The sequence below is a fragment of the Pseudonocardia oceani genome (assembly GCF_019263585.2).
Classification (GTDB): Bacteria; Actinomycetota; Actinomycetes; order Mycobacteriales; family Pseudonocardiaceae; genus Pseudonocardia; species Pseudonocardia oceani.
Window position 1 is genome coordinate 1,267,871 of record NZ_JADQDF010000001.1, and the last position, 22,951, is coordinate 1,290,821.

Genomic DNA, 22,951 nt, shown 5'->3' on the forward strand with positions numbered 1-22,951 from the left:
CTCTGCGTGCGGCCCGCTCACACCGGGGCCGCGGCCAGCAGGGCGTGCACGACCCCGTCGGCCAGCAGGCGGCCGCGGCGGGTGAGCACGGCCACCCCGTCCTCGACCTCCAGCAGCCCGTCGGCCACGGCCTGCGCGGCGGCGGCGCGGCCGGGGTCGTCGAGCAGGTCCAGGGGCAGGCCCGAGCGCAGCCGCAGCCGCAGCATCACGCGCTCGGTGTGCCGCTCGGACTCCGTCAGCTCCTCGCGCCCGGCCTCCGCCGACCCGGCCGCCACCGCCGCGGCGTAGCGCGCCGGGTGCTTCACGTTCCACCAGCGCGCCCCGGCGAGGTGTGAGTGCGCACCCGGGCCCAGGCCCCACCAGTCGCCGTCGAGCCAGTAGCCGAGGTTGTGCCGGCACTCGGCGTCGGGTGACGACGCCCAGTTCGACACCTCGTACCAGCCCAGGCCGGCCGCGGACAGCCGGTCGTCGATCAGCTCGTAGCGCGCGGCGGCGACGTCGTCGTCGGGGGCGGGCAGCTCGCCGCGGGCCACGCGCCGGGCCAGCGCCGTGCCGTCCTCGACGATGAGCGCGTACGCCGAGACGTGGTCCACCCCGGCGTCGAGGACGGCGTCGAGCGAGGCGCGCAGGTCGTCGTCGGTCTCGCCCGGGGTGGCGTAGATGAGGTCGAGGTTGACGTGCCCGAGCCCCGCCGCCCGGGCCTCCCGCGCCGCGGCGACGGCCCGGCCCGGCGTGTGGCGGCGGTCGAGCACCCGCAGCACGTGCGGCGCGGCCGACTGCATGCCCAGCGACACCCGCGTGAACCCGGCGTCGACGAGACCGGCGAAGAACTCCGGCGAGGTCGACTCGGGGTTCGACTCGGTCGTGACCTCGGCACCCGGAGCGAGCCCGAACGTCGACCGGACGGCGTCGAGCACGGCGCCCAGGCGCTCCGCCCCGATCAGCGACGGCGTGCCGCCCCCGACGAAGACGGTGTCGACCGCCCGCTCCCCGACGGTCGCGGCGGCGAGGTCGAGCTCGCGGCGCACGGCGTCGAGCCACCCGCCGACCGACGCGCCGGAGCCGTCGAGCTCGGAGGCGGTGTAGGTGTTGAAGTCGCAGTAGCCGCAGCGGGCCGCGCAGAACGGCACGTGGACGTAGATCCCGAACGGAGGCGGCACGCTTCCCGAGTGTGCCACCGGTGTGAATCCCCTCCCAGCATGCGGGCGCCGATGGATCGCTGCCCGGACAAGTGGCACTCTGAGCACGTGACCGCGCCCATGCCCGCCCCGCTCCCCGGGGCTGCGGCGTTGGGCCTGCGCCTCGTCGCCCGGCGCCACGTGGATCTCAGCCGCGTGAGCAGCGCGATCTGTCGCTGACGCGCTCTCCCCGCGTCCCCTCTCGCACACCCCTCGGCGCACCACCGCCATCGGAGGCACTGCTTTGCCGCCCACCACACCCACCCGTGTCCCCGCCAAGCGCAAGCGCGGCGAGGGGCAGTGGAAGCTCGGCCACCGCGAGCCGCTGAACCCGAACGAGCGCACGAAGAAGGACGACGACGGGCTCAACGTCCGCGCGCGCATCGAGAACGTGTACGCCAAGGGCGGCTTCGACTCGATCGACCCGGCCGACCTCCGTGGTCGGATGCGCTGGTGGGGGCTCTACACCCAGCGCAAGCCCGGGATCGACGGCGGCCGCACGGCGGCGCTGGAGCCCGAGGAGCTCGACGACCGCTACTTCATGCTCCGCGTCCGGCTCGACGGCGGCGCGCTGACGACCGAGCAGCTGCGCGCGCTCGGCGAGATCAGCCAGACCTACGCCCGCGACACCGCCGACGTCACCGACCGGCAGAACATCCAGTACCACTGGATCGACGTCGTCGACATGCCCGCGATCTGGACGAAGCTCGAGGGCCTGGGCATGGTCACCACCGAGGCCTGCGGCGACACCCCGCGCGTCGTGCTGGGCTCCCCGGTCGCGAGCGTCAGCGCCGACGAGGTGCTCGACCCGCAGCCGGCCATCGACGCGATCGTCGAGCGCTACGTCGGCAACCCCGAGTACTCGAACCTGCCGCGCAAGTTCAAGACGGCGATCTCGTGGCAGCAGGACGTCGCCCACGAGATCAACGACGTGTCGTTCATCGGCTCGGTGCACCCCGAACACGGCCCCGGCTTCGACGTGTGGGTCGGCGGCGGCCTGTCGACCAACCCGAAGATCGCGCAGCGCCTGGGCGCGTGGGTACCGCTCGACGAGGTCCCCGACGTGTGGGCCGGGATCATCGGGGTCTTCCGCGACTACGGCTACCGCCGCCTGCGCCACCGCGCGCGCATCAAGTTCCTCGTCGCCGACTGGGGCGTGGAGGAGTTCCGCCGCGTGCTGGAGGACGAGTACCTGGGCCGCAAGATGGTCGACGGCCCGGCGCCCGCCACGCCCGAGCACCCGATCGACCACGTCGGCGTCCACAAGCAGGTCGACGGCCGCAACTACGTCGGCGTCGCCCCCGCCTCCGGACGCGTCTCGGGCACCACGCTCGTCGCACTCGCCGACGCCGTCGAGAAGGCCGGCTCGGGCCGCGTCCGGCTCACCGCGCAGCAGAAGATCGTCGTGCTCGACGTCGCCGACCGGAAGGTCGACGCGCTGGTCGCCCGGCTCAACACGCTGGGCCTGCAGGCCGACCCGTCGCCGTGGCGCCGCGCCACGATGGCGTGCACGGGCATCGAGTTCTGCAAGCTCGCGATCGTCGAGACCAAGGAGCGGGCGATCCGGCTGGTCGAGGAGCTGGAGAAGCGCCTGGCCGACGTCGTGCCGGAGCACCCGATCTCCATCCACCTCAACGGCTGCCCCAACTCCTGCGCCCGCACGCAGGTCGCCGACATCGGGCTCAAGGGCCAGATCGTCACCGACGCCGCGGGCGACCAGGTCGAGGGCTTCCAGGTGCACCTGGGCGGCGGGCTCGGGCTCGACTCGGGCTTCGGGCGCAAGCTGCGCGGCCTCAAGGTCACCAGCGCGGAGCTCGGCGACTACGTCGACCGCGTGGTGCGGCGGTTCGCCGAGCAGCGCACCGACGGCGAGCGCTTCGCCCAGTGGGTGCTGCGGGCCGACGAGGACGACCTGAAGTGAGTGAGCGGGCGGTCCCGTTCTACTGCCCGTACTGCTCCGACGAGGACCTGCGCCCCGCTGTTCTCCCGGATGACAGGGCCGCGCACGGGGCCTGGTACTGCGGCTCGTGCCTGCGCACGTTCACGCTGAAGATGATCGGGATCGGAGTTCCCTCATGAGTGTCGCCACCGAGCCGGACCTGCGCGCCACCGCCGAGCGCGGTGCCGCCGAGCTGGGCCCGGACGCCACCGCGCAGCAGCTGCTGGACTGGGCGGCGCGCACGTTCGGCAGCCGGCTGATCGTCGCGTCGAACATGCAGGACGCCGTGCTGGTCGACCTCGCGTCGAAGGCCTCCCCCGGCGTCGAGGTCCTGTTCCTCGAGACCGGTTACCACTTCGCCGAGACCATCGGCACCCGCGACGCCGTGGAGCACGTCTACGACGTCTCGATCGTCAACGCGCAGGCCCGGCGCTCGGTCGCCCAGCAGGACGCCGAGTTCGGCAGGGACCTGTTCGCCCGCGACCCGGGCGCCTGCTGCGCGATGCGCAAGGTCGAGCCCCTGCAGGACACCCTCGCCGGCTACGACGCCTGGGTCACCGGCGTCCGCCGCGTCGAGGCGCCGACCCGCGCGGGCACGCCGCTCATCCAGTTCGACGAGAAGTTCGGGCTGGTGAAGATCAACCCGATCGCGGCCTGGAGCGACGAGGACATGGACGCCTACATCGCGGCGCACGGGATCCTGGTCAACCCGCTGGTCGCCGAGGGCTACCCGAGCATCGGCTGCGCCCCCTGCACCGCGAAGCCGGCGCCCGGCGCCGACCCCCGATCCGGCCGGTGGGCCGGTACCGCCAAGATCGAATGTGGGTTGCACCCGGCATGACGGTTCCCGTGATGGACGCCCTCGAGGCGCTGGAGTCCGAGGCGATCCACATCTTCCGCGAGGTCGCGGGCGAGTTCGACCGCCCGGTGATCCTGTTCTCCGGCGGCAAGGACTCCACGCTGCTGGTGCACCTGGCCGTCAAGGCCTTCGCGCCCGCGCCCGTGCCGTTCCCGCTGCTGCACGTCGACACCGGGCACAACTACGCCGAGGTCATCGCGTTCCGCGATGCGATCGTCGAGCGGCTGGGCCTGCGGCTGGAGGTGGCGCACGTCCAGGACTGGATCGACGACGGGCGCCTCACCGAGCGCCCCGACGGCACCCGCAACCCGCTGCAGACCGTGCCGCTGCTCGACTCCATCGTCGAGAAGCGCTACGACGCGGTCTTCGGCGGCGGGCGCCGCGACGAGGAGCGCGCCCGCGCCAAGGAGCGGATCATGTCCCTGCGCGACGGCTTCGGCCGCTGGGACCCCCGCAGCCAGCGCCCCGAGCTGTGGAACCTCTACAACGGCCGGCACGCCCCCGGTGAGCACGTCCGCGTGTTCCCGATCAGCAACTGGACCGAGCTCGACGTCTGGCGCTACATCCAGCGCGAGGACATCGAGCTCCCGTCGATCTACTACTCACACCGGCGCGAGGTGTTCCGCCGCGACGGCATGTGGCTGGCCGAGGGCCCGTGGGGCGGCCCGCGCGGCGGCGAGGCGCTCGAGGAGCGCACCGTCCGCTACCGGACGGTGGGCGACGGCTCGTGCACCGGCGCCGTCGAGTCCACCGCCACCACGCTCGACGAGATCATCGCCGAGGTCACGGCCTCGCGGCTCACCGAGCGCGGGGCCACCCGCGCCGACGACCGGCTCTCCGAGGCCGCCATGGAAGACCGGAAGCGCGAGGGCTACTTCTGATGAAGGATCTTCTCCGATTCGCCACGGCGGGCTCCGTCGACGACGGCAAGTCCACGCTGGTCGGGCGGCTGCTCTACGACACCAAGTCGGTGCTGGCCGACCAGATCGAGGCCGTGCAGCGCGCGTCGGTCGACAAGGGCCTGTCCACGCCCGACCTGTCGCTGCTCGTCGACGGCCTGCGCGCCGAGCGCGAGCAGGGCATCACCATCGACGTCGCCTACCGCTACTTCTCCACGCCGACGCGTGAGTTCGTGCTCGCCGACACCCCGGGCCACGTGCAGTACACCCGCAACACCGTCACCGGCGCGTCCACCGCGGAGCTCGCGGTCCTGCTGGTCGACGCCCGGTACGGCGTGGTCGAGCAGACGCGCCGGCACGCGGCCGTGCTCGCGCTGCTGCAGGTCCCGCGGCTCGTGCTGGCCATCAACAAGATCGACCTCATCGGCTACGACCAGGCCGCTCTCGAGGCGATCGGCAAGGACTTCGCCGGCCTCGCCCGCTCGCTGGGCTTCGCCGACGACGCCGTCGTCACGATCCCGGTGTCGGCGCTCGTCGGCGACAACGTGGTCGACCGCTCCGAGCGCACACCCTGGTACACCGGCCCGACGCTGCTCGGGCACCTGGAGTCCGTGCCGGTCACCCCGCCCGAGGCGGACTCGCCGTTCCGGATGCCGGTGCAGTACGTGATCCGCGAGCACGCGAGCGACTACCGCGGCTACGCGGGCCAGGTCGCGTCCGGCACGGTCCGGCCCGGCGACGCCGTCGTCGTGCTGCCCGGCGGGGCCACCACCACGGTCGCGGGCGTCGACACCGCCGACGGCCCGCTCGACGCCGCCGGCGCGGGCCGCAGCGTCACGGTCCGGCTGGCCGACGACATCGACCTCTCCCGCGGCGACGTCCTCGCCACCGCCGCGGCTCCCCCGCGCGTCACGAACGAGCTCGACGCCACGCTCTGCTGGCTCTCGGACAAGCCCCTGCGCCCCGGCGCGCGGCTGCTGCTCAAGCACGGCACCCGCACGACGCAGGTGATCGTGGGCGCGCTGGGCGACCGGCTCGACACCGACACCGTGTCCTACGTGGACGCCCCGGAGCAGCTGGCCGCCAACGACATCGCGCGCGTCTCCCTGCGCACCGCCGACGCCCTGCCCGTCGACGACTACGCCGACATCCGCGCCACCGGCGGCTTCCTGCTCATCGACCCGCCCACCGGCAACACCCTCGCCGCGGGCCTGGTGGGCGACCCGCTTCGCCTGCAGGCCTGAGGCACGGCACGCCCCCCCCCCCCGCCGGCTCCGGCACCCCGCCACCGCCGGCTCGCACACACCTCCCGGGGCTCGCACACAGGTCCGGCCCTGTGTGCGGGCCCCGCGGCCTGTGTGCGAGCCGCCCGGGCGGGCCGCCCCAACCGAGCCGCCCCGGACCGTGTCTCCTGTCACGTCCGGGCACCTCGCCGGGCAGCGCTGCCCCGTTCGGCCCAGTGCTGCGCGCTGCTCGACGGGCGCACTGCGCCTCGTCGCAGGTCAGCGGCCCGCCACCCGGGTCGGCGATCTTTGACCGGACATTCACGCCGCCGTCCTGCATGCCGGATGACTCCTTGAACCCCGCCGCCGCGCGGCTCACGATGGAGCGGTGACGCCGACGGAGACCAGCGCGACGCCTTCCGGCGTACCCGCGGCCCCGGCGCACCGCCTCGCGGCGGACCTCGAGCGCTTCTGGCCGTCCCGCCGCGGCCACGCGTTCGACGAGTTCTGTCGCTGACCCTTCCGTTCACCCGCTGCGCGGCCCCCTCGTGCCCGCACCCGCTCGCTCCGGCGCGCGCCGACGACGTCGGCCGACCGCGCCCACCGAACCGAAGGACCACCCCCGATGTCCCGCCTCCGGACCACCCTGGTCCTCGCCGTCACCGCCGCGCTGGCCCTCGCCGGCTGCTCCCGCGCCGAACGCGCCCCCGACGCGCCCGCGGCCGGCGGCACCGCCGCCGAGCTGCGGCTGGGCTACTTCCCCAACGTCACCCACGCCGCCGCGATCATCGGGGTGCAGGAGGGCCTGTTCACCGCCGAGATCGGTGACACCACGCTCACCGCCCAGACCTTCAACGCGGGCGGCGACGCCGTCAACGCACTGTTCGGCGGTTCGATCGACGCCACCTACATCGGCTCCGGCCCGGCGATCAACGCCTTCGCCCGGTCCGACGGCACGGCCGTGCGGCTCGTCGCGGGCGCCACGGACGGCGGCGCGCAGCTCGTCGTCCGCCCCGGCGTCACCTCGCCCGAGCAGCTGCGCGGCACCACGATCGCCACGCCGCAGCTGGGCAACACGCAGGACATCGCGCTCAAGGTCTGGCTGAAGGACCAGGGCCTGACCGTCGGCGACGCGCCCGACCAGGTGCAGATCGCCAACCTGGAGAACCCCCGCACCCTCGACGCCTTCCGCCAGGGCAGCGTGCAGGCCGCATGGCTGCCCGAGCCGTGGAGCTCCCGCCTGGTGCTCGACGCCGGCGCGAGCGTGCTGCTCGACGAGCGCGAGCTGTGGGACGGCGGGCGCTTCCCGACCACCGTGCTGCTCGTGTCCACCGACTTCGTCAACCGCTACCCCGACACGGTGCGGGCGCTGCTGCGCGGCCACATCGCCGCCACCGAGCTCGCGAACGCCGACCCGGCGCGCGCCGCCACGATCGTCAACGACGGCATCCAGCAGCTGACGGGCAACCGCCTCGCCGACCCGGTCATCGCCCGCGCCTTCACCGAGCTGACCCTTTCGACCGACCCCCTGGCCCCCACCTTCCCGCAGCTCGCCCAGGACAGCGTCGACGCCGGCATCGCCGACGACCTCGTCGACCTGGCCGGGTTCGTCGACGCGGGCCCGCTCAACGCCGAACTCGAGGCGGCCGGGCAACCGGCCGTCGACTCCGCCGGACTCGACTCACCCTGAGGACTGATCCCATGACCGCCACTCTCGATCGCACCGTGCAGGCCCCGGCCCGGCCCGCGGCCCAGCTCACCGGGGTCTCCAAGGTCTTCGGCTCCGGCGTGGGCGCCGTCACCGCGCTGAACGGCGTCGACCTGCGGGTCGAGCCGGGCGAGTTCGTGTGCCTGCTCGGGGCGTCGGGCTGCGGCAAGACCACCCTGCTCAGCATGCTGGCCGGGCTCGACGAGCCCACCCGCGGCACCGTGGAGGTCGCCACCGACCGCCCGGCGGTCATGTTCCAGGAGCCCGCGCTGCTGCCGTGGCTCACGGCCACCCGCAACGTCGAGCTCCCGCTGCGCCTGGCCGGCGTCGGCCGGTCGGCGCGCCGGGGCACGGCCGGTGAGCTGCTGGAGCTGGTGCGGCTCGAGGGCCAGGCCGGCAAGCGCCCGCACGAGCTGTCGGGCGGCATGCGCCAGCGCGTGGCGCTGGCCCGCGCGCTCGCGGCCACCACGGTCGACGCCGAGCGCGGCAGCCGCCTCATGCTCATGGACGAGCCGTTCGCCGCGCTCGACGCCATCACCCGCGACGTCCTGCAGGGCGAGCTGACCCGCGTCTGGCAGGCCACCGGCACCGCGGTCGTCTTCGTCACCCACGACGTCCGCGAGGCCGTGCGGCTGGGCCAGCGCGTCGTGCTGCTGTCCTCGCGCCCGGGCACCGTCGTCGGGGAGTGGGACCTCACCTCCGGCGACCGCGAGGTCCTCACCGAGGAGATCACCGACCGCCTGCGGGAGGTGATCTCGACGCATGGCCGCGCCGCCTGACGCCCTCACCCGCGACGACGCCGCCGCCGTCGCCGGTCTCGACGCACTCGACACCCCGACCTCGCAGCGGGTGCCGCTGTGGCGACGGCTGCTGTCGTCGTCGGTGCCGCCGCTGCTCACGCTCGTCGTCGTCATCGTGGCGTGGCAGGCGCTCTGGGCGTCGGCGATCTGGCCGGAGTTCAAGCTCCCCGCCCCGATCGCCGTGGCCGAGCAGTTCGCCGAGATCGTCGTCGACGGCTCGATCTGGTCGATCACCTGGACCTCCGTCGGCCGTGCGATCGTCGGCTTCCTCGTGGCGGTCGTGATCGCCACCCCGCTGGGCCTGCTGGTCGCGAAGGTGTCGTTCGTGCGCCGCGCGATCGGGCCGCTGCTGTCGGGGATGCAGAGCCTGCCGTCGGTGGCGTGGGTGCCCGCCGCGGTGCTGTGGTTCGGGCTCACCGACGCCACCATCTACTTCGTCGTCCTGCTGGGCTCGGTGCCCTCGATCGCCAACGGCCTGGTCTCGGGCATCGACCAGGTGCCGCCGATCCTGGGCCGCGTCGGCGACGTCATGGGTGCGGGGCGCCTGGCCTCGGCTCGCCTGATCCTGCTGCCCGCCGCGCTGCCCGGCTACATCTCGGGCTGCAAGCAGGGCTGGGCGTTCGCCTGGCGCTCGCTGATGGCCGCGGAGATCATCGCGACGTCCCCGCAGCTCGGCGTGGGCCTGGGCGCCTACCTCAAGCAGGGCAGCGACGTGAACAACATCGCCGGGGTGATCTCGGCGATCGTGCTCATCCTGCTGGTCGGCGTCGGCATCGAGCTGCTGGTGTTCAAGCCGCTGGAGAGGCGGGTGCTGCAGGCGCGGGGGCTCGCGCTGTGAGGCCCGCTCCGCAACTGGGCTGAGCACCACCCCGACTCACGCGCAACGAGACCCCGACTCGCGGGAGTTCCGCGAGTCGGGGTCTCGTTGCGGCCGTGTCGGGGTCTCGTTGCGCGGTGCTCAGGCCGCCCGGTCCGCCGCGCGCGCCGCCGGGAGGCTGCGCAGCACGGCGCGGGCGACGGCGTCGTTGTAGCGCAGGCTCTGGGCGTTCATCCCGGGCCGGGTGAACGCGCCCGCCACCTTCACCGTCGTGTGCGGCCCCACCGCGAACCGCCGCGGGTGCACGGTCCCGTCGGCGTCGACCAGCGCGCCGTCCTCGGGGCGCACCCGGACCAGGCCGGTGTTGCGCAGGACGGTGCCGTCGTCGTCGACGAGGACGTCCTCGCTGACGGCCCCGCGCCGCACCAGGTCGGCGAGCAGCGGGTCGGACGTGCGCGCGGCGCTCGGGTCGGGCAGCCGCGCATCGACCAGGGCCGTGGCGCGCACCGGCTCCGCGCCGGCCAGGGTGGCGCTGCCCGCGGCGAACTCCCCGTCGACGACGTCGACCCACATCCCCGAGCCCAGGAACCGCACGAACCCGGCCTCGGACAGCGCCAGCAGCTGCCGCACCCGGAACCCGGGCGGGCCGCTGGCCACGGAGTTGAAGAAGCCCTGCCACCACGCCATGTCCGACGCCCGGGAGCGCGCGGTGAGCGCGCCGGACAGCCGCGTGGTCTCGCCGTAGACCGACAGCATCGCGACGAACGCGCCGAGGTGCGGGGTGTGGGCGTCGTCGACGTGCTGGCGCAGGTCCTCGGCGATCCGGGCGCGCACGAGCGGCTGCAGGGCGTCGAGGTCGGGCGCGCTGAGGCCGTCGAGGGGGCGGTCGAGCGCGGCGAAGTCGATGCGGTCGACCGGGTCGGGCACCGTCGACGCCAGCAGCGCGGCCATCTCCGGCGTGCCCCAGCGCAGCGCCGCGTAGGCGTCGGCGAACTCCTCCCACGGCACCGCGACGCGGTCGGGGTGGCCCACGAACAGCTCGTGGTACCAGCCCCAGGCGATCTCCTTGGCCATCAGCGGCCACGCCTGCTCCCGCAGGTCGACGTCGCCCGCGGCGATCAGCGGGTCGACGGCGTCGGGCCCGAAGAACCGCGGCAGCGGCGGGCGCCCGGCCTTCAGCCCGTAGTGGGTCTTGGAGTGGTAGGGCGCCCCGCGCGGCGACCCGACGACCAGCCGCGGCTCCCGGCCCGAGGGCACGTACCCGGCGTCGGTGTAGCGCCCGCCGCGGCCCTCGAACAGCAGCACCACCAGGTCGACGAACGCGAGCCCCATGCCGCGCACGATGACCGTCTCCCCCGGCCGCAGCACCGACAGGTCGGAATCGGTGGTCTGCTCGGGCGCGAGGTAGCGCAGGCCGGGCACGGCGGCGAGGTCGAGCTCGTCGGGCGTGGGACGCGCGTCGAGGTGGCCCGAGGCGAGCACGACGGAGTCGACGCGCAGCGGCGGGCCGTCCTCCAGGTGCACGACCTGCACCGCGCCCTCCTCGGTGAGCGCGGTGGCGCGGGTGCGGTGCACGTGCGCGCGCATCCCGGCGGGCAGCTCCGCGATCACGCGGTCGAGCACCCACGTCAGGTAGGCGCTCTGCAGGCGCCGGCTCGGGAACGTCGACGCCGTGACGGCGGCCAGCTCGTCAGCGAGGTCCGGGTCGACCTCGGGCCGGCTCTGCACCCAGTCCCACATCGAGGGCCCGGGCCGGATCGGGCCCTCGCAGACGACGGTCTCGTCGGTGAACATCGTGACGTCGGCCGACATCGAGTTCATGGCCAGCAGCGGCGACTGCTCGTGGCGCCAGATCCGGCCCGCCCCGGCCGGGTACGGGTCGATCAGGTGCACGTCGAGGCCGCCCGGGTGCAGCTCGGGGGCGCTGGCGGCGAGGCGCTCCAGGATCCCGGCGCCACGGGGCCCGGCGCCGACGATCGCGATGGAGGAGGTCATGAGGGTCCTCGGGGAGGGGGCGGACGGGTGGACGGCCGCCGGCCTACAGCGCAGCGCTGGTGCGGCAGAGGTCGACGTGCCTCCGGCGCTTGAGCGGGATCCCCATGCCCCGACGGTACGGGCGGATCACGGCCACGGCCAGCGCACCGGACCCGCGTCACGCCCGGTCGACGAGCTTCGCGAGCGCCGCGCTCCGCTGCTCGAGCCCGCCCCGCCCCTCGATCCCGTCGCGCCGCAGCTCCACCATCACCGCCGTGACGCGGGCGTCGGTGCGGAACCGCGACAGCGGGACGTAGGCGCCGGAGAACGGGCTGTCGAGCGCCGCCCCGGCCCCGAACGCGGCCCGCGCCGCCGCGACGAGCGCGGGCGGGGTGTGGAACGGGTCGGTGCCCAGGCAGACCGACGGCCGCCATCTCCTCGCGCCCGTCGGGGAACCGCTCGACGTCGACGACGAACCGCGACACCGGGTTCACCAGCAGCCACGGCCGCACCCGCGCCGCACCGGCCGCGGCCCGCGCGACCACGTCGGTGCCGTGGTCGGTCAGCGCCGCGAGCTCCGCGCCCAGCGCGGCGTCGTCGAGGAGCAGGTGCGGGCGCGTCCACGCCGGGACCCGCGTGCCCGCGTGCGGGACGTGCAGCACGACCGGGCTCGCGGCGCCGCCGGTCTGTTCCCCGTCGGCGACCACGTCACCCATCCTTGCGCGGGCTCCCGCTCCGGTGTGGAGTGGAGCCATGCCCGTCCCGCTGGTGAGCCGCCGGCACGTCGACCTCGGTCGCGTGTGGTCGGCGGTGTGTCCGGGGTCCTGAGACCCCCGCACACCCACCACCGGAAGGACCCCCGTGCCCGTCGAGTTCCTCGGGATCGGCGCCACGAACGACGGCTCCGAGACCCACGCCCGCTCCGGCCCCGCCTTCGACAAGGCCTTCACGCTCGCGCTGGCCCGCGCGCACGAGGAGAACGGCTGGGACCGCGTGCTCACCGCGTACGCCTCCGGCAGCCCGGACCCGGCCCAGGCCGCCGCGCTGATCGCCACCCACACCGACCGCCTGCAGCTGCTGCTCGCGCACCGCCCCAACGTCTCCCACCCGACGTTCGCCGCGAAGACGGTCGCCACGCTCGACCAGATCTCCGACGGCCGCCTCACCCTGCACGTCATCACCGGCGGCAACGACCACGAGCAGCAGCGCGAGGGCGACACGCTGCCCAAGGACCAGCGCTACGCCCGCACCCGCGAGGCCATCCAGATCTACAAGAAGGCGTGGACGTCGCGCGAGCCGTTCGACTTCCACGGCGAGCACTACTCCTTCGAGGACTTCGTGCTCGACGTCGAGCCCGCGCAGCAGCCGCGCCCGCTGATCTCCTTCGGCGGCTCGTCGCCCGCGGCCTACCGCGTGGGCGCCGAGGAGGCCGACATCTACGCGCTGTGGGGCGAGCCGCTGGCCGGCACCGCCGAGCAGATCGCCACGATCACCGACCTCGCCGCCGCGGCCGGGCGCCCGGCGCCGCGGTTCCAGGTGGCGTTCCGCCCCATCCTCGGCCGCACCGAGGAGGAGGCATGGGAGAAGGCGTACGCCACCGTCGCCCGCATCCAGGACCGCACGCAGGGCGGGCAGCAGCTCACCCGCCGCCACAAGCTCACCGACCCGGAGAACGCGGGCTCGCAGCGGCTGCTGGCCGTGGCCGCGCAGGGCGAGCGGCACGACCGGGCGCTCTGGACGGTCACCGCGCAGGCCACCGGCGGCGCCGGCAACTCGACGGCGCTGGTCGGCACGCCGGAGACGGTGGCCGCCGCGCTGCTGGACTACTACGACCTCGGCGTCCGCATCCTGTCCGCCCGAGGCTACGACATGATCGCCGACGCCCGCGAGTTCGGCCGCGAGGTCATCCCGCTGGTGCGCCAGGAGGTGGCGCGCCGGGACGCGGCCGTCGTCCCCGCCGCCCGGGCATGACCTCCGAGGTCATCGAACGGCCTCGACGCGGCCGCTAGCGTCGGTACCGTGACGACCGCGACGCGAGCCACCGGCACCACGGCCTCGGCCTTCGGGTCGCTGCTGCGCGACTGGCGGCAGCGCCGCCGGCTCACCCAGCTCGACCTCGGCCTGGCCGCCGACGTCTCCGCCCGGCACCTGAGCTTCCTGGAGACCGGGCGCTCGCGGCCGAGCCGGGAGATGGTGCTGCACCTGTCCGAGGAGCTGGACGTGCCGCTGCGCGCGCGCAACGAGCTGATGTCCGCCGCCGGGTTCGCCCCCGCCTACAGCCACCACGACCTGGGCGACGCCGAGATGGACGAGGTCCGCGCCTCCCTGCAGCGCATCCTCGACGGGCACTCGCCCTACCCGGCGGTCCTCGTCGACGGCATGTGGAACCTGCTCGCCTCCAACGCCGCGGTCTCCGTGCTCACCGAGCTCGTCGACCCGTCGCTGCTCACCGGCCCCACCAACATCGTGCGCCTGGCGCTGCACCCGCGCGGCCTGGCGCGCCACGTCGTCGACCTGCCGGAGTACGCGGCGCACCTGGTCTCGCGGCTGCGGCGCCAGGCCGAGCGCTCGGCCACGACGGGGCTGCGGGCGCTGCTGGCCGAGGCCGTGGAGCACTGCCGCGTCCGGGGCCTGGACGCCTCGGCGCAGCCGCGCGACCGGATCGTGCTGCCGCTGCGCCTGCGCCACCCCGACGGTGAGCTGACGTTCTTCTCCACGGTGGCCGTGCTCGGCGCCCCGCTCGACGTCACCCTCGACGAGGTCTGCATCGAGTCGTTCTTCCCCGGCGACGCCGCCACCGCCGACTACCTGCGACGACGGGTCGGGTAGCGCGAACCCCTGCCGATCACCGCCCCGCTCGGGGAGGATGGTGGGAGTGACCACCCCCCTGATCGGTGTCGAGGACGTGAAGACACCGGCCTGGGCGGTGGGCTACGAGAACGCGGCGGCGGCCGGGCTGCGCACGGTGGCCCGCACGACGCTGCGCACGTCGGGGCTGCTGATCGGCTGGGCGTGGCGGGCGTCGCCGCGGCTCACGCTGCTCACCGGCGTCGTGCAGCTCGTCGCCGGGGCCGTCACCGCGTTCGGGCTCCTGGCCACGGCGAACGTGTTCACCTCGCTGCTGGAGCAGGGGCCGACGCCCGAGCGCCTGCTGGGCGCGCTGCCCGGGCTCGCGCTCGTCGTCGCCGCGTACGCGCTGCGCGGGCTGCTCGACGCGGCGGTGGCGACGGTGCAGGCCGCGCTCGTGCCGCTGGTGGAGCGCCGCGCCCAGGACGACCTGCACGCCGCCGTGCTCGGGCTCGACCTCGTCGCCTTCGACGACGCCGACTTCACCGAGCTCGTCGACCGCGTCGCCGAGCAGAGCATCACCCGCATCCGCATGGGCACGAACGTCACCGGCGACCTGCTGGCCTCGCTGGTGTCGATGCTGGCCGCCGTCGTCACCGCCGGGCTGCTGCACCCGCTGCTGCCGCTCGCGGTCCTGGCCGCCGCGGCGCCGCAGGGCTGGGCGACGCTCACCTCGGCCCGCGCGGGCTACCGGTCCTTCGTCCGGACGCTCTCGCGCGTGCGGCGGATGGGCGTCACCGGGCACCTCATCACCCACCGCGACAACGCCGCGGAGCTGCGCGCGTTCACCGCCGAGCCGGTCCTGCTCGCCCAGCACCGCCGGATCAGCGGGGAACTCGCGACGGAGGCGGTGCGGCTCGGGCACCGCCGCACGCGCATCCAGCTGGCCGGGCGCACCCTGTCGGGCCTCGGCACCGCGGCGGGCTACGCGCTGCTGGGCGCGCTCGTCTACGTCTCCGCGGTCCCGCTGGCGCTGGCCGGGGCCGCCGCGCTGGCCATGCGGATCGCGGGGCAGGCCGTGTCGTCGACGGTGTACGAGAGCAACCAGCTCGTCGACGCCGGGTACTACATCGAGCTCTACCGCACCTGCCTCGCCGGCGCCGCGGGCCGCCGCCGGCCCCCGCCCACGGCCGTGCTGCACGGCGACCCGGAGGTCGTCACGCTCACCGACGTGGCGTTCCGGTACCCCGGCGCCGAGGAGCTCGCCGTCGACGGGGTGAGCGTGACGATGCGCCGCGGGGAGGTCATCGCGCTGGTCGGGGAGAACGGGTCGGGCAAGTCGACGCTGGCCAAGCTCATGGTCGGGCTGTACGTGGCCGAGCGCGGGTGCGTCGACTGGGACGGGGTGGACCTCGCGCACGCCGACCCCGCCGACGTGCTGTCGCGGGTCGCGGTCGTGCTGCAGGAGCCGGTGCACTGGCCGACGTCGGCGGAGAACAACGTCCGGATCGGGCGGCTGGACCGCGCCGACGACGGCGACGCCGCCCGGGACTCGGCGGCCCGCGACTCCGGCGCCGACGCCGTGGTCGCCGAGCTGCCCGACGGCTGGCCGACCGTGCTGAGCCGGGAGTTCCAGGCCGGGCGCGACCTGTCGGGAGGTCAGTGGCAGCGGATGTCGGTGGCGCGCGGGCTCTACCGGGACGCCCCGTTCGTCGTCGCCGACGAGCCGACGGCGGCGCTCGACGCCCGTGCCGAGCACGCCGTCTTCGCCACCCTGCACGGGCGCACCGGGGCCGGCGCCGACCGGATCACGGTGCTGGTGACGCACCGGCTCGCCAACGTCCGCTACGCCGACCGGATCCTCGTGCTCGACCGCGGGCGGCTGATCGAGTCCGGCCGCCACGACGAGCTGATCGCGCTGGGCGGGGTGTACCAGGAGCTGTTCGCGCTGCAGGCGAGCGCCTATACGGTCGACGCATGACCGAGCTGGTGCACCTCGACGTCGAGTCCGCGATCGCGACGATCACGCTGGACTCCCCCGCCAACCGCAACGCCCTGTCCGCCCAGCTGCGCCGCGAGCTGATCGCGCACCTCGGGACCGCGCTGGCCGACGAGTCCGCGCGCGTGATCGTGCTGAGCCACACCGGGCGCGTGTTCTGCTCGGGCATGGACCTCAAGGAGACGCGCGGCGCGGGCGTGTCCGAGCAGGGCGTCAACGAGGTGCCGGCGATCCTCACGACGCTGTGGACCTCGCCCAAGCCGGTCGTCGCGCGCGTCGCGGGCCCGGCCCGGGCGGGCGGGGTCGGCCTGGTGTCGGCCTGCGACATCGCCGTGGCCGCCACCGACGCCTCGTTCGCGTTCAGCGAGGTGCGGATCGGCGTCGTGCCGGCCGTCATCTCGGTGACGGTGCTGCCGCGGCTGCTCCCCCGCGCCGCGCACGAGCTGTTCCTCACCGGCGAGACGTTCGACGCCGTGCGCGCCGTGACCGTCGGCCTCGTCAACTCCGCGGTGCCCGCCGAGGGGCTCGACGCCGAGGTCGCCCGCTACACCGAGATGCTGCGCCTCGGGGCCCCGGGCGCGCTGGCCGCGACGAAGCGGATGCTGCGCGCGGAGCGCCCGGCGTCGATGGCGGGGCAGTTCGCGGAGATGCAGGAGCTCTCGGCCGGGTTCTTCGCCGGCGAGGAGGGCCAGGAGGGCATGCGCGCGTTCGCCGAGAAGCGCAAGCCCGCCTGGGTCGTGGAGGGCTGAGCGTCGTCGCGGGCTGAGCTCAGCCCTTCCGGGGGTCGCGCCCGGACGCCGACAGCGCCCGCTCCCACGCGCTCGCGCCGTCCTCGAGCGGGACCTCCGGGCCGTACCACCCGCCGTCGCGCCCCATCTGCGCCACCGGGCCGACGCCGTCGAGCACGACCCGCCCGAGGTCGTCCGGGACGTCGAGGCGCTGCCCGGTGGCGACGGCGAGGTCCCAGGCGTGGAGCGCGAACTCCGCGGTCATCAGCGAGCCGATCATCGCGGCCGGCATCGGCGTCTCGGCCATGTGCGCCTCGCCCTCCCAGGCGGCCGGGTCGTCCCAGGCGGCGGCGGTGGAGGTGGCCTGGGCCGCGCAGGCCTTCGCCCACTCCTCGTGTGCGACGCCGCCGAGCACCGGGGAGCTGCCCGGGTCCCACGGGCGGACCACGCGCCGCGCCGAGTTCTCCGCGAGCAGCATCCCCGACGCCATGTGGTCGATCAGGGCGGCGACGGTGAAGCCGGGGCACGGGGTCGGGTCGGCGAAGCGGGCGGGATCGGCGCCGCGGATCGCGGTCACGGCCAGGTCGATCGTGCGGGACATGTCGTTCATGGCGACGAGCCTGCCGCCCCGGCTCGATCCGGTCTTGGAGGAACGCGACACGGTTACGCTGGATCCGTGCAGATGCTCGACGTCCTGGCCGGCCGGCCGCTGGTGGCGCTGACCGGCGCCGGCCTGTCCACCGACTCCGGCATCCCCGACTACCGCGGTCCCGGCTCGCCCCGCCGCACCCCGATGACCTACCAGGAGTTCGTGTCCGGGCCCGGCGCGCAGCGCCGGTACTGGGCGCGCAGCCACGTCGGCTGGGCGCGGATGGCGCACGCCGCCCCCAACGCCGGGCACCGCGCGCTGGCCGCGCTGGAGGCGTGCGGGGTGCTGCGCGGGCTGATCACGCAGAACGTCGACGGCCTGCACTCCGAGGCCGGGCACCGCTACCTCATCGACCTGCACGGCCGCATCGACACCGTCGTCTGCCTCGGCTGCCGCGAGCGCACCCCCCGCGCCGCGCTGCAGGAGCGCTTCGCCGCCCTTAACCCCGGCTTCCTGGAGGCCGCGGCCGTCGAGATCCGTCCCGACGGCGACGCCGAGCTCGACGACGTCGAGGGCTTCGAGCTGGCCTGGTGCACCTCCTGCGGCGGCGTCCTCAAGCCCGACGTCGTGTTCTTCGGGGAGAACGTGCCGCGCGAGCGTGTCGCCCGCGCCTACGCCCTCGTCGACGACCTCGTGCCGGTCGGCGGGGCGCTGCTCGTCGCCGGGTCGTCGTTGACGGTGATGTCCGGGCTGCGGTTCGTCCGGCACGCCCACAAGCACGGCGTGCCCGTCGTCATCGTCAACCGGGGCACCACCCGCGGCGACGACCTCGCCACCCTCCTCGTCGACGCCGGCTGCTCCGACGTCCTCCCGGCCCTCGTACCCGCGGCGGCGTGATGCCGTTCCGGACCGCACCACCACGACCCCCGGCGCGATCCTGACGATCACCGCGCTCCAGCCGTGGTCGCCATCCGCCGCACCTCACCACGGCCCGGACGGCCGTGGCGTGGGACCGACGGCGATCACCAGCCCGACGGTCGCCGACCCGACCCGACCCCCGGCCGCCGACCACCACCCCCGAAAGCGGGGCCGTCAGCGGCGGGTCACCAGCTCCGACACCCGGTCCAGCGCCAGGGCCACGAGGAAGCACAGAGGCAGCACCACCACCACGGCCAGCAGGACCTGGAGCGGGAAGGCCAGCTGCGTGACCCACAGCTCGACCGCGTCGTACCAGTCGGCGAGCGCACGTGTCACGGTCCACACGGTACCGACGGCCCCCGCCGACTAGGTTCGCACCCATGTTCGCCGTATACGCCGCAGAGCCCAACGCCGACGCTCCGCTCTCCTCCCTCACGGTCGGGGACCGCCCCGAGCCCGAGGCCCCCGAGGGGTGGGTGACGGTCGACGTCAAGGCCGCCAGCCTCAACATGCACGACATCTGGACGCTGCGCGGCGTCGGGATCAAGCCCGAGCAGTTCCCGATGATCCTGGGCTGTGACGGCGCCGGGACGCTGGAGGACGGCACCGAGGTCGTCCTCCACTCGGTGATCGGCGACCCGACCTGGGGCGGCGACGAGACGCTCGACCCCAAGCGCACGCTGCTCACCGAGAAGCACCAGGGCAGCTTCGCCGAGCGCGTGGTCGTGCCGGCCCGCAACGCGATCCCCAAGCCCGAGGGCCTGACGCTCGTGCAGGGCGCCTGCATGGGCACCGCGTGGCTCACGGCGTACCGCATGCTGTTCACCAAGTCCGGACTGCGCCCCGGGCAGACGATGCTCGTGCAGGGCGCGTCGGGCGGGGTGTCGACGGCGCTGGTCCAGCTCGGCCGCGCGGCCGGGATGCAGGTGTGGGTGACCGGACGCACGGAGGAGAAGCGCGCGGTCGCCGAGCGGCTCGGTGCGCACGCCGTGTTCCCGTCCGGCGAGCGCCTGCCCGGCAAGGTCGACGCCGTGTTCGAGACGGTCGGCGAGGCCACCTGGTCGCACTCCATGCGCGCGCTGCGCCCGGGCGGCACCATCGTCATCTCCGGCACCACCAGCGGCCCGAACCCGCCCGCCGACCTGCAGCGCCTGTTCTTCCTGCAGCTGCGCGTCGTCGGCTCGACGATGGGCACGCGCGACGAGCTGGCCGACATGCTGGCGTTCATCGCGACCGCCGGCATCACCCCCGAGGTGGGCCTGGAGCTGCCGCTGGAGCAGGCCGAGGAGGGCTTCCGGGCGATGCTGGACGGCACTGCGGCGGGCAAGATCGTGTTCACGCGCTGAGTAGTCGGACAGGGCCGTACGGGGCCAACTTGCACGGACAGACGCACGTGCACCGAAACGCACGTACAGTGTGTCACCGTGTCCGAACCACGAAGTCGAACGGCGCCGGGGACCGTCTACGCCCCGGTGCCACCTGTGACAGGTCTGGTCGAGCTTCTGGACCGGTTGGACCGCGCGCTCGCCACGGCGCTGTCCCCGGCCACCTCGGCGGAGGGCGTCAGCCGCGACGGCTGGCGCGTCCTCCTCATGCTCGCCCGCGGGGGCGGCCGGAGCATGGGGGAGATCGCCTCCCACACCGCGCTGCCGGCACCCACCGCCACCCGGGTCGTCGACCGCCTGGTCGCCTCCCAGCTGGCCTTCCGGCGCACCGACCCGCTCGACCGGCGGCGCGTGCTGGTCCATCTGGCCGGTGACGGGAGGGCGGTGGTCGAACGCGTCTGCGGGCGCGTCGAGCGCGGCGCGGGCGAGGCCCTGGGTGCCTCGCACACCCCCGAGCGGGCCCAGCTCGCCGAACTCCTGGAGGCACTGGCGACCCAACCGCTCGCCGTGCAGCGCCGCTAGCTCCCCGGAACCGACCGCCGCTCCCACCACCCCGGGCCCCCGCCGCCCTCCGACGGCACCGGCCCGCGGCAGCCCCGCACGACCCGCTCCCCCTCCGCCACGTGCATGATCCGTCGCGGACAGTGACGAACACCATGGTCACGCAGCGTGACTACCCTCAGGGCGACCGCACTCAGGGAACGAGAGCTCCCGCCGTGGCCGCCCCCGCCGCCGCGTACGGGAACGCGGCCAGCAGCAGCACCCCCACGCCGACGACGAGCGCGCGGCGGAACCACGTGCCGCGCGTGGCCAGCCAGCCCGTGACGAAGGCGATCGCCGGCGGCAGGACGACCGCGTAGACGGTGGCGAGCCGGGCGGCGACGTCCGCGCGTGCCCCGGAGAGGTCGACGCCCGAGACCCCCGCGACGACCAGCCCGGCCACGACGACGGCGAGCAGGCCGCCCAGCAGCAGGCCGGCCCGCTTCTTCGCGAGCCCGGCCAGCACGCCGAGGACAAACACCGCCACGAGGACGGCGGCGCCCACGGCGTTCGGGTCGGCGACGGTCACGGCGCTACTTCTTGGCCTTGTCCGCCGTCGAGTCGGTGGAGAGCGCGGCGACGAAGGCCTCCTGCGGCACCTCGACCCGCCCGATGGTCTTCATGCGCTTCTTGCCCTCCTTCTGCTTCTCCAGGAGCTTGCGCTTGCGGGTGATGTCGCCGCCGTAGCACTTGGCGAGCACGTCCTTGCGGATCGCGCGGATGTTCTCGCGCGCGATGATCCGCGACCCGATGGCCGCCTGGATCGGCACCTCGAACTGCTGGCGCGGGATGAGTTCGCGCAGCTTCGTCGTCATCGACGTGCCGTAGGAGTAGGCGTCGTCCTTGTGCCGGATCGCCGAGAACGCGTCGACGGGCTCGCCCTGCAGCATGATGTCGACCTTCACCAGCTCCGACTCCTGCTCCCCCGCCTCCTCGTAGTCGAGCGAGGCGTAGCCGCGGGTGCGCGACTTCAGGGCGTCGAAGAAGTCGAAGATGATCTCGGCGAGCGGCATCGTGTAGCGCAGCTCGACGCGGGTCTCGGAGAGGTAGTCCATGCCGCCGAGCTGGCCGCGCCGGCTCTGGCACAGCTCCATGATCGCGCCGATGAACTCCGACGGCGCCAGGATCGTGGTCTTCACGACGGGCTCGTAGATCTGCGCGACCTTGCCCGTCGGCCAGTCGGACGGGTTGGTCACCGTCATCTCCGAGCCGTCGTCCTTGACCACGCGGTAGACGACGTTGGGCGCGGTGGAGATGAGGTCGAGCCCGGCCTCGCGCTCGAGGCGGTCGCGGGTGATCTCCAGGTGCAGCAGGCCCAGGAAGCCGCAGCGGAACCCGAAGCCCAGCGCCGCGGACGTCTCGGGTTCGTAGGTGAGCGCGGCGTCGTTGAGCTGGAGCTTGTCGAGCGCCTCGCGCAGCTCGGGGTACTGCGAGCCGTCGACGGGGTAGAGCCCGGAGTAGACCATCGGCCGCGGCTCGCGGTAGCCCGTGAGCGGCTCCGTGGCGCCCTTGCGCAGCGAGGTGACGGTGTCGCCGACCTTCGACTGCCGCACGTCCTTCACGCCCGTGATGAGGTAGCCGACCTCCCCGACGCCCAGGCCGACCGTGGCCTTGGGCTCCGGGGAGACGATCCCGATCTCCAGGATCTCGTGCGTGGCGCCCGTGGACATCATCTTGATGCGCTCGCGCGGGGTGATCTTCCCGTCGACGACGCGGATGTAGGTGATGACGCCGCGGTAGGTGTCGTAGACCGAGTCGAAGATCATCGCGCGGGCCGGGGCGTCGGAGGCGCCGACGGGGGCGGGCGTGACGCGGACGACCTCGTCGAGCACCTCGGCCACGCCGACGCCGGTCTTCGCGCTGACGCGCAGGACGTCGTCGGGTGCGCAGCCGATGATGTGCGCGATCTCCTTGGCGTAGCGGTCGGGGTCGGCCGCCGGGAGGTCGATCTTGTTGAGGACCGGGATGATCGTGAGGTCCTTCTCCATGGCCAGGTACAGGTTGGCCAGGGTCTGCGCCTCGATGCCCTGCGCGGCGTCGACGAGCAGGATCGCGCCCTCGCAGGCCTCCAGCGCGCGGCTCACCTCGTAGGTGAAGTCGACGTGGCCCGGGGTGTCGATCATGTGCAGGACGTGCTCGACGTCCCCCACCTTCCACGGCAGGCGCACGTTCTGCGCCTTGATCGTGATCCCGCGCTCCCGCTCGATGTCCATGCGGTCGAGGTACTGGGCGCGCATCGCGCGCTCCTCCACGACCCCGGTGATCTGCAACATGCGGTCGGCCAGCGTCGACTTGCCGTGGTCGATGTGGGCGATGATGCAGAAGTTCCGGATCAGCTCCGGCGGGGTGAAGGTCTTGTCGGCGTACGAGGCCACTCACGGTTCCATTCAGCTGCGGGTTCGCCCCATGGTCCCACGCCACCGGGACCGCCCCGGCCACCCCGTCCGGGCACCGGTCGTAGCCCGCCGATCACGGAGTGCTCGACCTTGTCGTACCCGACCCTCCCGTGCTGTTGCATGTGCGCCTGCACGTGCGAACATGGCCGAGTCGCTCAGGTCGCCGGGACCGTCGGGGATCTCGTCACCTGATCGCGCCGGGACCCCAGCCC

23 protein-coding genes and 1 pseudogene are annotated in these 22,951 nt (G+C 74.0%); 17 read left to right on the top strand and 7 right to left on the bottom strand.

What is annotated here, in order from left to right; all coding sequences use genetic code 11:
• Positions 1 to 17: 17 nt before the first annotated feature.
• Positions 18 to 1,160, bottom strand: coding sequence for a radical SAM family heme chaperone HemW (gene hemW, locus I4I82_RS06345; RefSeq protein ID WP_226369906.1), 1,143 nt, complete (start codon positions 1,158 to 1,160; stop codon positions 18 to 20).
• 99 nt (positions 1,161 to 1,259) lie between these two features.
• Between hemW and I4I82_RS34875 the strand changes: the two genes are divergently transcribed.
• The 10 genes from I4I82_RS34875 (at position 1,260) to I4I82_RS06385 (ending at position 9,444) form a co-directional block, all read left to right on the top strand.
• On the top strand, positions 1,260 to 1,358 hold the full coding sequence (locus I4I82_RS34875) for a putative leader peptide (protein WP_372451518.1): 99 nt from the start codon (positions 1,260 to 1,262) through the stop codon (positions 1,356 to 1,358).
• A 64-nt stretch (positions 1,359 to 1,422) separates the two neighbouring features.
• Positions 1,423 to 3,099, top strand: a complete 1,677-nt coding sequence (locus tag I4I82_RS06350) for a nitrite/sulfite reductase (RefSeq protein WP_218593884.1) — start codon at positions 1,423 to 1,425, stop codon at positions 3,097 to 3,099.
• On the top strand, positions 3,096 to 3,257 hold the full coding sequence (locus I4I82_RS06355; protein ID WP_218593885.1) for an Insertion element protein: 162 nt from the start codon (positions 3,096 to 3,098) through the stop codon (positions 3,255 to 3,257). Before I4I82_RS06350 ends, I4I82_RS06355 begins: the two co-directional genes overlap by 4 nt.
• A complete protein-coding gene (locus I4I82_RS06360) occupies positions 3,254 to 3,958 on the top strand; it encodes a phosphoadenylyl-sulfate reductase (protein WP_218593886.1) in 705 nt (234 codons plus the stop codon). The genes I4I82_RS06355 and I4I82_RS06360 overlap by 4 nt, the downstream gene beginning before the upstream one ends.
• The gene (cysD, locus tag I4I82_RS06365) at positions 3,955 to 4,857 is read left to right on the top strand and encodes a sulfate adenylyltransferase subunit CysD (RefSeq protein ID WP_218593887.1); all 903 of its coding nucleotides are present in this window, start codon (positions 3,955 to 3,957) and stop codon (positions 4,855 to 4,857) included. Before I4I82_RS06360 ends, cysD begins: the two co-directional genes overlap by 4 nt.
• Positions 4,857 to 6,119: a sulfate adenylyltransferase subunit 1 gene (locus I4I82_RS06370; protein ID WP_218595459.1), complete on the top strand. Its 1,263-nt coding sequence runs from the start codon at positions 4,857 to 4,859 to the stop codon at positions 6,117 to 6,119. Before cysD ends, I4I82_RS06370 begins: the two co-directional genes overlap by 1 nt.
• Before the next feature lie 367 nt (positions 6,120 to 6,486).
• Complete coding sequence (locus I4I82_RS34380) at positions 6,487 to 6,615, top strand: hypothetical protein (RefSeq protein WP_267460576.1); 129 nt, start codon at positions 6,487 to 6,489, stop codon at positions 6,613 to 6,615.
• A gap of 108 nt (positions 6,616 to 6,723) precedes the next feature.
• The gene (locus I4I82_RS06375; protein WP_218591933.1) at positions 6,724 to 7,788 is read left to right on the top strand and encodes an ABC transporter substrate-binding protein; all 1,065 of its coding nucleotides are present in this window, start codon (positions 6,724 to 6,726) and stop codon (positions 7,786 to 7,788) included.
• Between the two features lie 11 nt (positions 7,789 to 7,799).
• Complete coding sequence (locus I4I82_RS06380) at positions 7,800 to 8,585, top strand: ABC transporter ATP-binding protein (protein WP_218591934.1); 786 nt, start codon at positions 7,800 to 7,802, stop codon at positions 8,583 to 8,585.
• Positions 8,569 to 9,444, top strand: coding sequence for an ABC transporter permease (locus tag I4I82_RS06385; protein WP_218591935.1), 876 nt, complete (start codon positions 8,569 to 8,571; stop codon positions 9,442 to 9,444). The genes I4I82_RS06380 and I4I82_RS06385 overlap by 17 nt, the downstream gene beginning before the upstream one ends.
• 120 nt (positions 9,445 to 9,564) lie before the next feature.
• Here I4I82_RS06385 and I4I82_RS06390 read toward each other — a convergent pair whose 3' ends face one another.
• Together I4I82_RS06390 and I4I82_RS34880 are read right to left on the bottom strand one after the other, a co-directional pair.
• On the bottom strand, positions 9,565 to 11,418 hold the full coding sequence (locus I4I82_RS06390) for an FAD/NAD(P)-binding protein (protein ID WP_218591936.1): 1,854 nt from the start codon (positions 11,416 to 11,418) through the stop codon (positions 9,565 to 9,567).
• Positions 11,419 to 11,720: 302 nt separating this feature from the next.
• A pseudogene (locus tag I4I82_RS34880) lies at positions 11,721 to 12,152 on the bottom strand (N-formylglutamate amidohydrolase); the annotation flags it as partial.
• Between the two features lie 106 nt (positions 12,153 to 12,258).
• On the opposite strand from I4I82_RS34880, the gene I4I82_RS06405 reads away from it, so the two are divergent.
• The 4 genes from I4I82_RS06405 to I4I82_RS06420 are packed head-to-tail and all read left to right on the top strand — an operon-like array spanning position 12,259 to position 16,932.
• Positions 12,259 to 13,368, top strand: coding sequence for an LLM class flavin-dependent oxidoreductase (locus I4I82_RS06405; protein WP_218591938.1), 1,110 nt, complete (start codon positions 12,259 to 12,261; stop codon positions 13,366 to 13,368).
• 48 nt (positions 13,369 to 13,416) lie between these two features.
• Positions 13,417 to 14,226 (top strand): helix-turn-helix domain-containing protein, encoded by an 810-nt coding sequence (locus tag I4I82_RS06410; RefSeq protein WP_218591939.1) that lies wholly within the window; start codon positions 13,417 to 13,419, stop codon positions 14,224 to 14,226.
• 37 nt (positions 14,227 to 14,263) lie between these two features.
• Positions 14,264 to 16,165, top strand: coding sequence for an ABC transporter ATP-binding protein (locus tag I4I82_RS06415; RefSeq protein WP_218591940.1), 1,902 nt, complete (start codon positions 14,264 to 14,266; stop codon positions 16,163 to 16,165).
• The gene (locus tag I4I82_RS06420) at positions 16,162 to 16,932 is read left to right on the top strand and encodes an enoyl-CoA hydratase-related protein (protein ID WP_218591941.1); all 771 of its coding nucleotides are present in this window, start codon (positions 16,162 to 16,164) and stop codon (positions 16,930 to 16,932) included. The genes I4I82_RS06415 and I4I82_RS06420 overlap by 4 nt, the downstream gene beginning before the upstream one ends.
• A gap of 19 nt (positions 16,933 to 16,951) precedes the next feature.
• Here I4I82_RS06420 and I4I82_RS06425 read toward each other — a convergent pair whose 3' ends face one another.
• Positions 16,952 to 17,521 (bottom strand): TIGR03086 family metal-binding protein, encoded by a 570-nt coding sequence (locus tag I4I82_RS06425; RefSeq protein WP_218591942.1) that lies wholly within the window; start codon positions 17,519 to 17,521, stop codon positions 16,952 to 16,954.
• 72 nt (positions 17,522 to 17,593) lie between these two features.
• On the opposite strand from I4I82_RS06425, the gene I4I82_RS06430 reads away from it, so the two are divergent.
• Positions 17,594 to 18,397, top strand: a complete 804-nt coding sequence (locus tag I4I82_RS06430) for an NAD-dependent protein deacetylase (protein ID WP_218591945.1) — start codon at positions 17,594 to 17,596, stop codon at positions 18,395 to 18,397.
• A 195-nt stretch (positions 18,398 to 18,592) separates the two neighbouring features.
• Here I4I82_RS06430 and I4I82_RS06435 read toward each other — a convergent pair whose 3' ends face one another.
• Entirely contained in the window at positions 18,593 to 18,754 is a 162-nt protein-coding gene (locus I4I82_RS06435) for a hypothetical protein (protein WP_218591943.1), read from the bottom strand.
• 44 nt (positions 18,755 to 18,798) lie between these two features.
• Here I4I82_RS06435 and I4I82_RS06440 point away from each other — a divergent pair, with 44 nt between their 5' ends.
• Both I4I82_RS06440 and I4I82_RS06445 read left to right on the top strand, forming a co-directional pair.
• Entirely contained in the window at positions 18,799 to 19,764 is a 966-nt protein-coding gene (locus I4I82_RS06440; protein ID WP_172159558.1) for a zinc-binding dehydrogenase, read from the top strand.
• 135 nt (positions 19,765 to 19,899) lie between these two features.
• Complete coding sequence (locus I4I82_RS06445) at positions 19,900 to 20,325, top strand: MarR family winged helix-turn-helix transcriptional regulator (RefSeq protein WP_218595460.1); 426 nt, start codon at positions 19,900 to 19,902, stop codon at positions 20,323 to 20,325.
• 172 nt (positions 20,326 to 20,497) lie between these two features.
• Here I4I82_RS06445 and I4I82_RS06450 read toward each other — a convergent pair whose 3' ends face one another.
• On the bottom strand, positions 20,498 to 20,872 hold the full coding sequence (locus I4I82_RS06450; RefSeq protein ID WP_218591840.1) for a hypothetical protein: 375 nt from the start codon (positions 20,870 to 20,872) through the stop codon (positions 20,498 to 20,500).
• Between the two features lie 4 nt (positions 20,873 to 20,876).
• Positions 20,877 to 22,718: a translation elongation factor 4 gene (gene lepA / locus I4I82_RS06455; RefSeq protein ID WP_218591839.1), complete on the bottom strand. Its 1,842-nt coding sequence runs from the start codon at positions 22,716 to 22,718 to the stop codon at positions 20,877 to 20,879.
• Positions 22,719 to 22,951 lie beyond the last annotated feature (233 nt).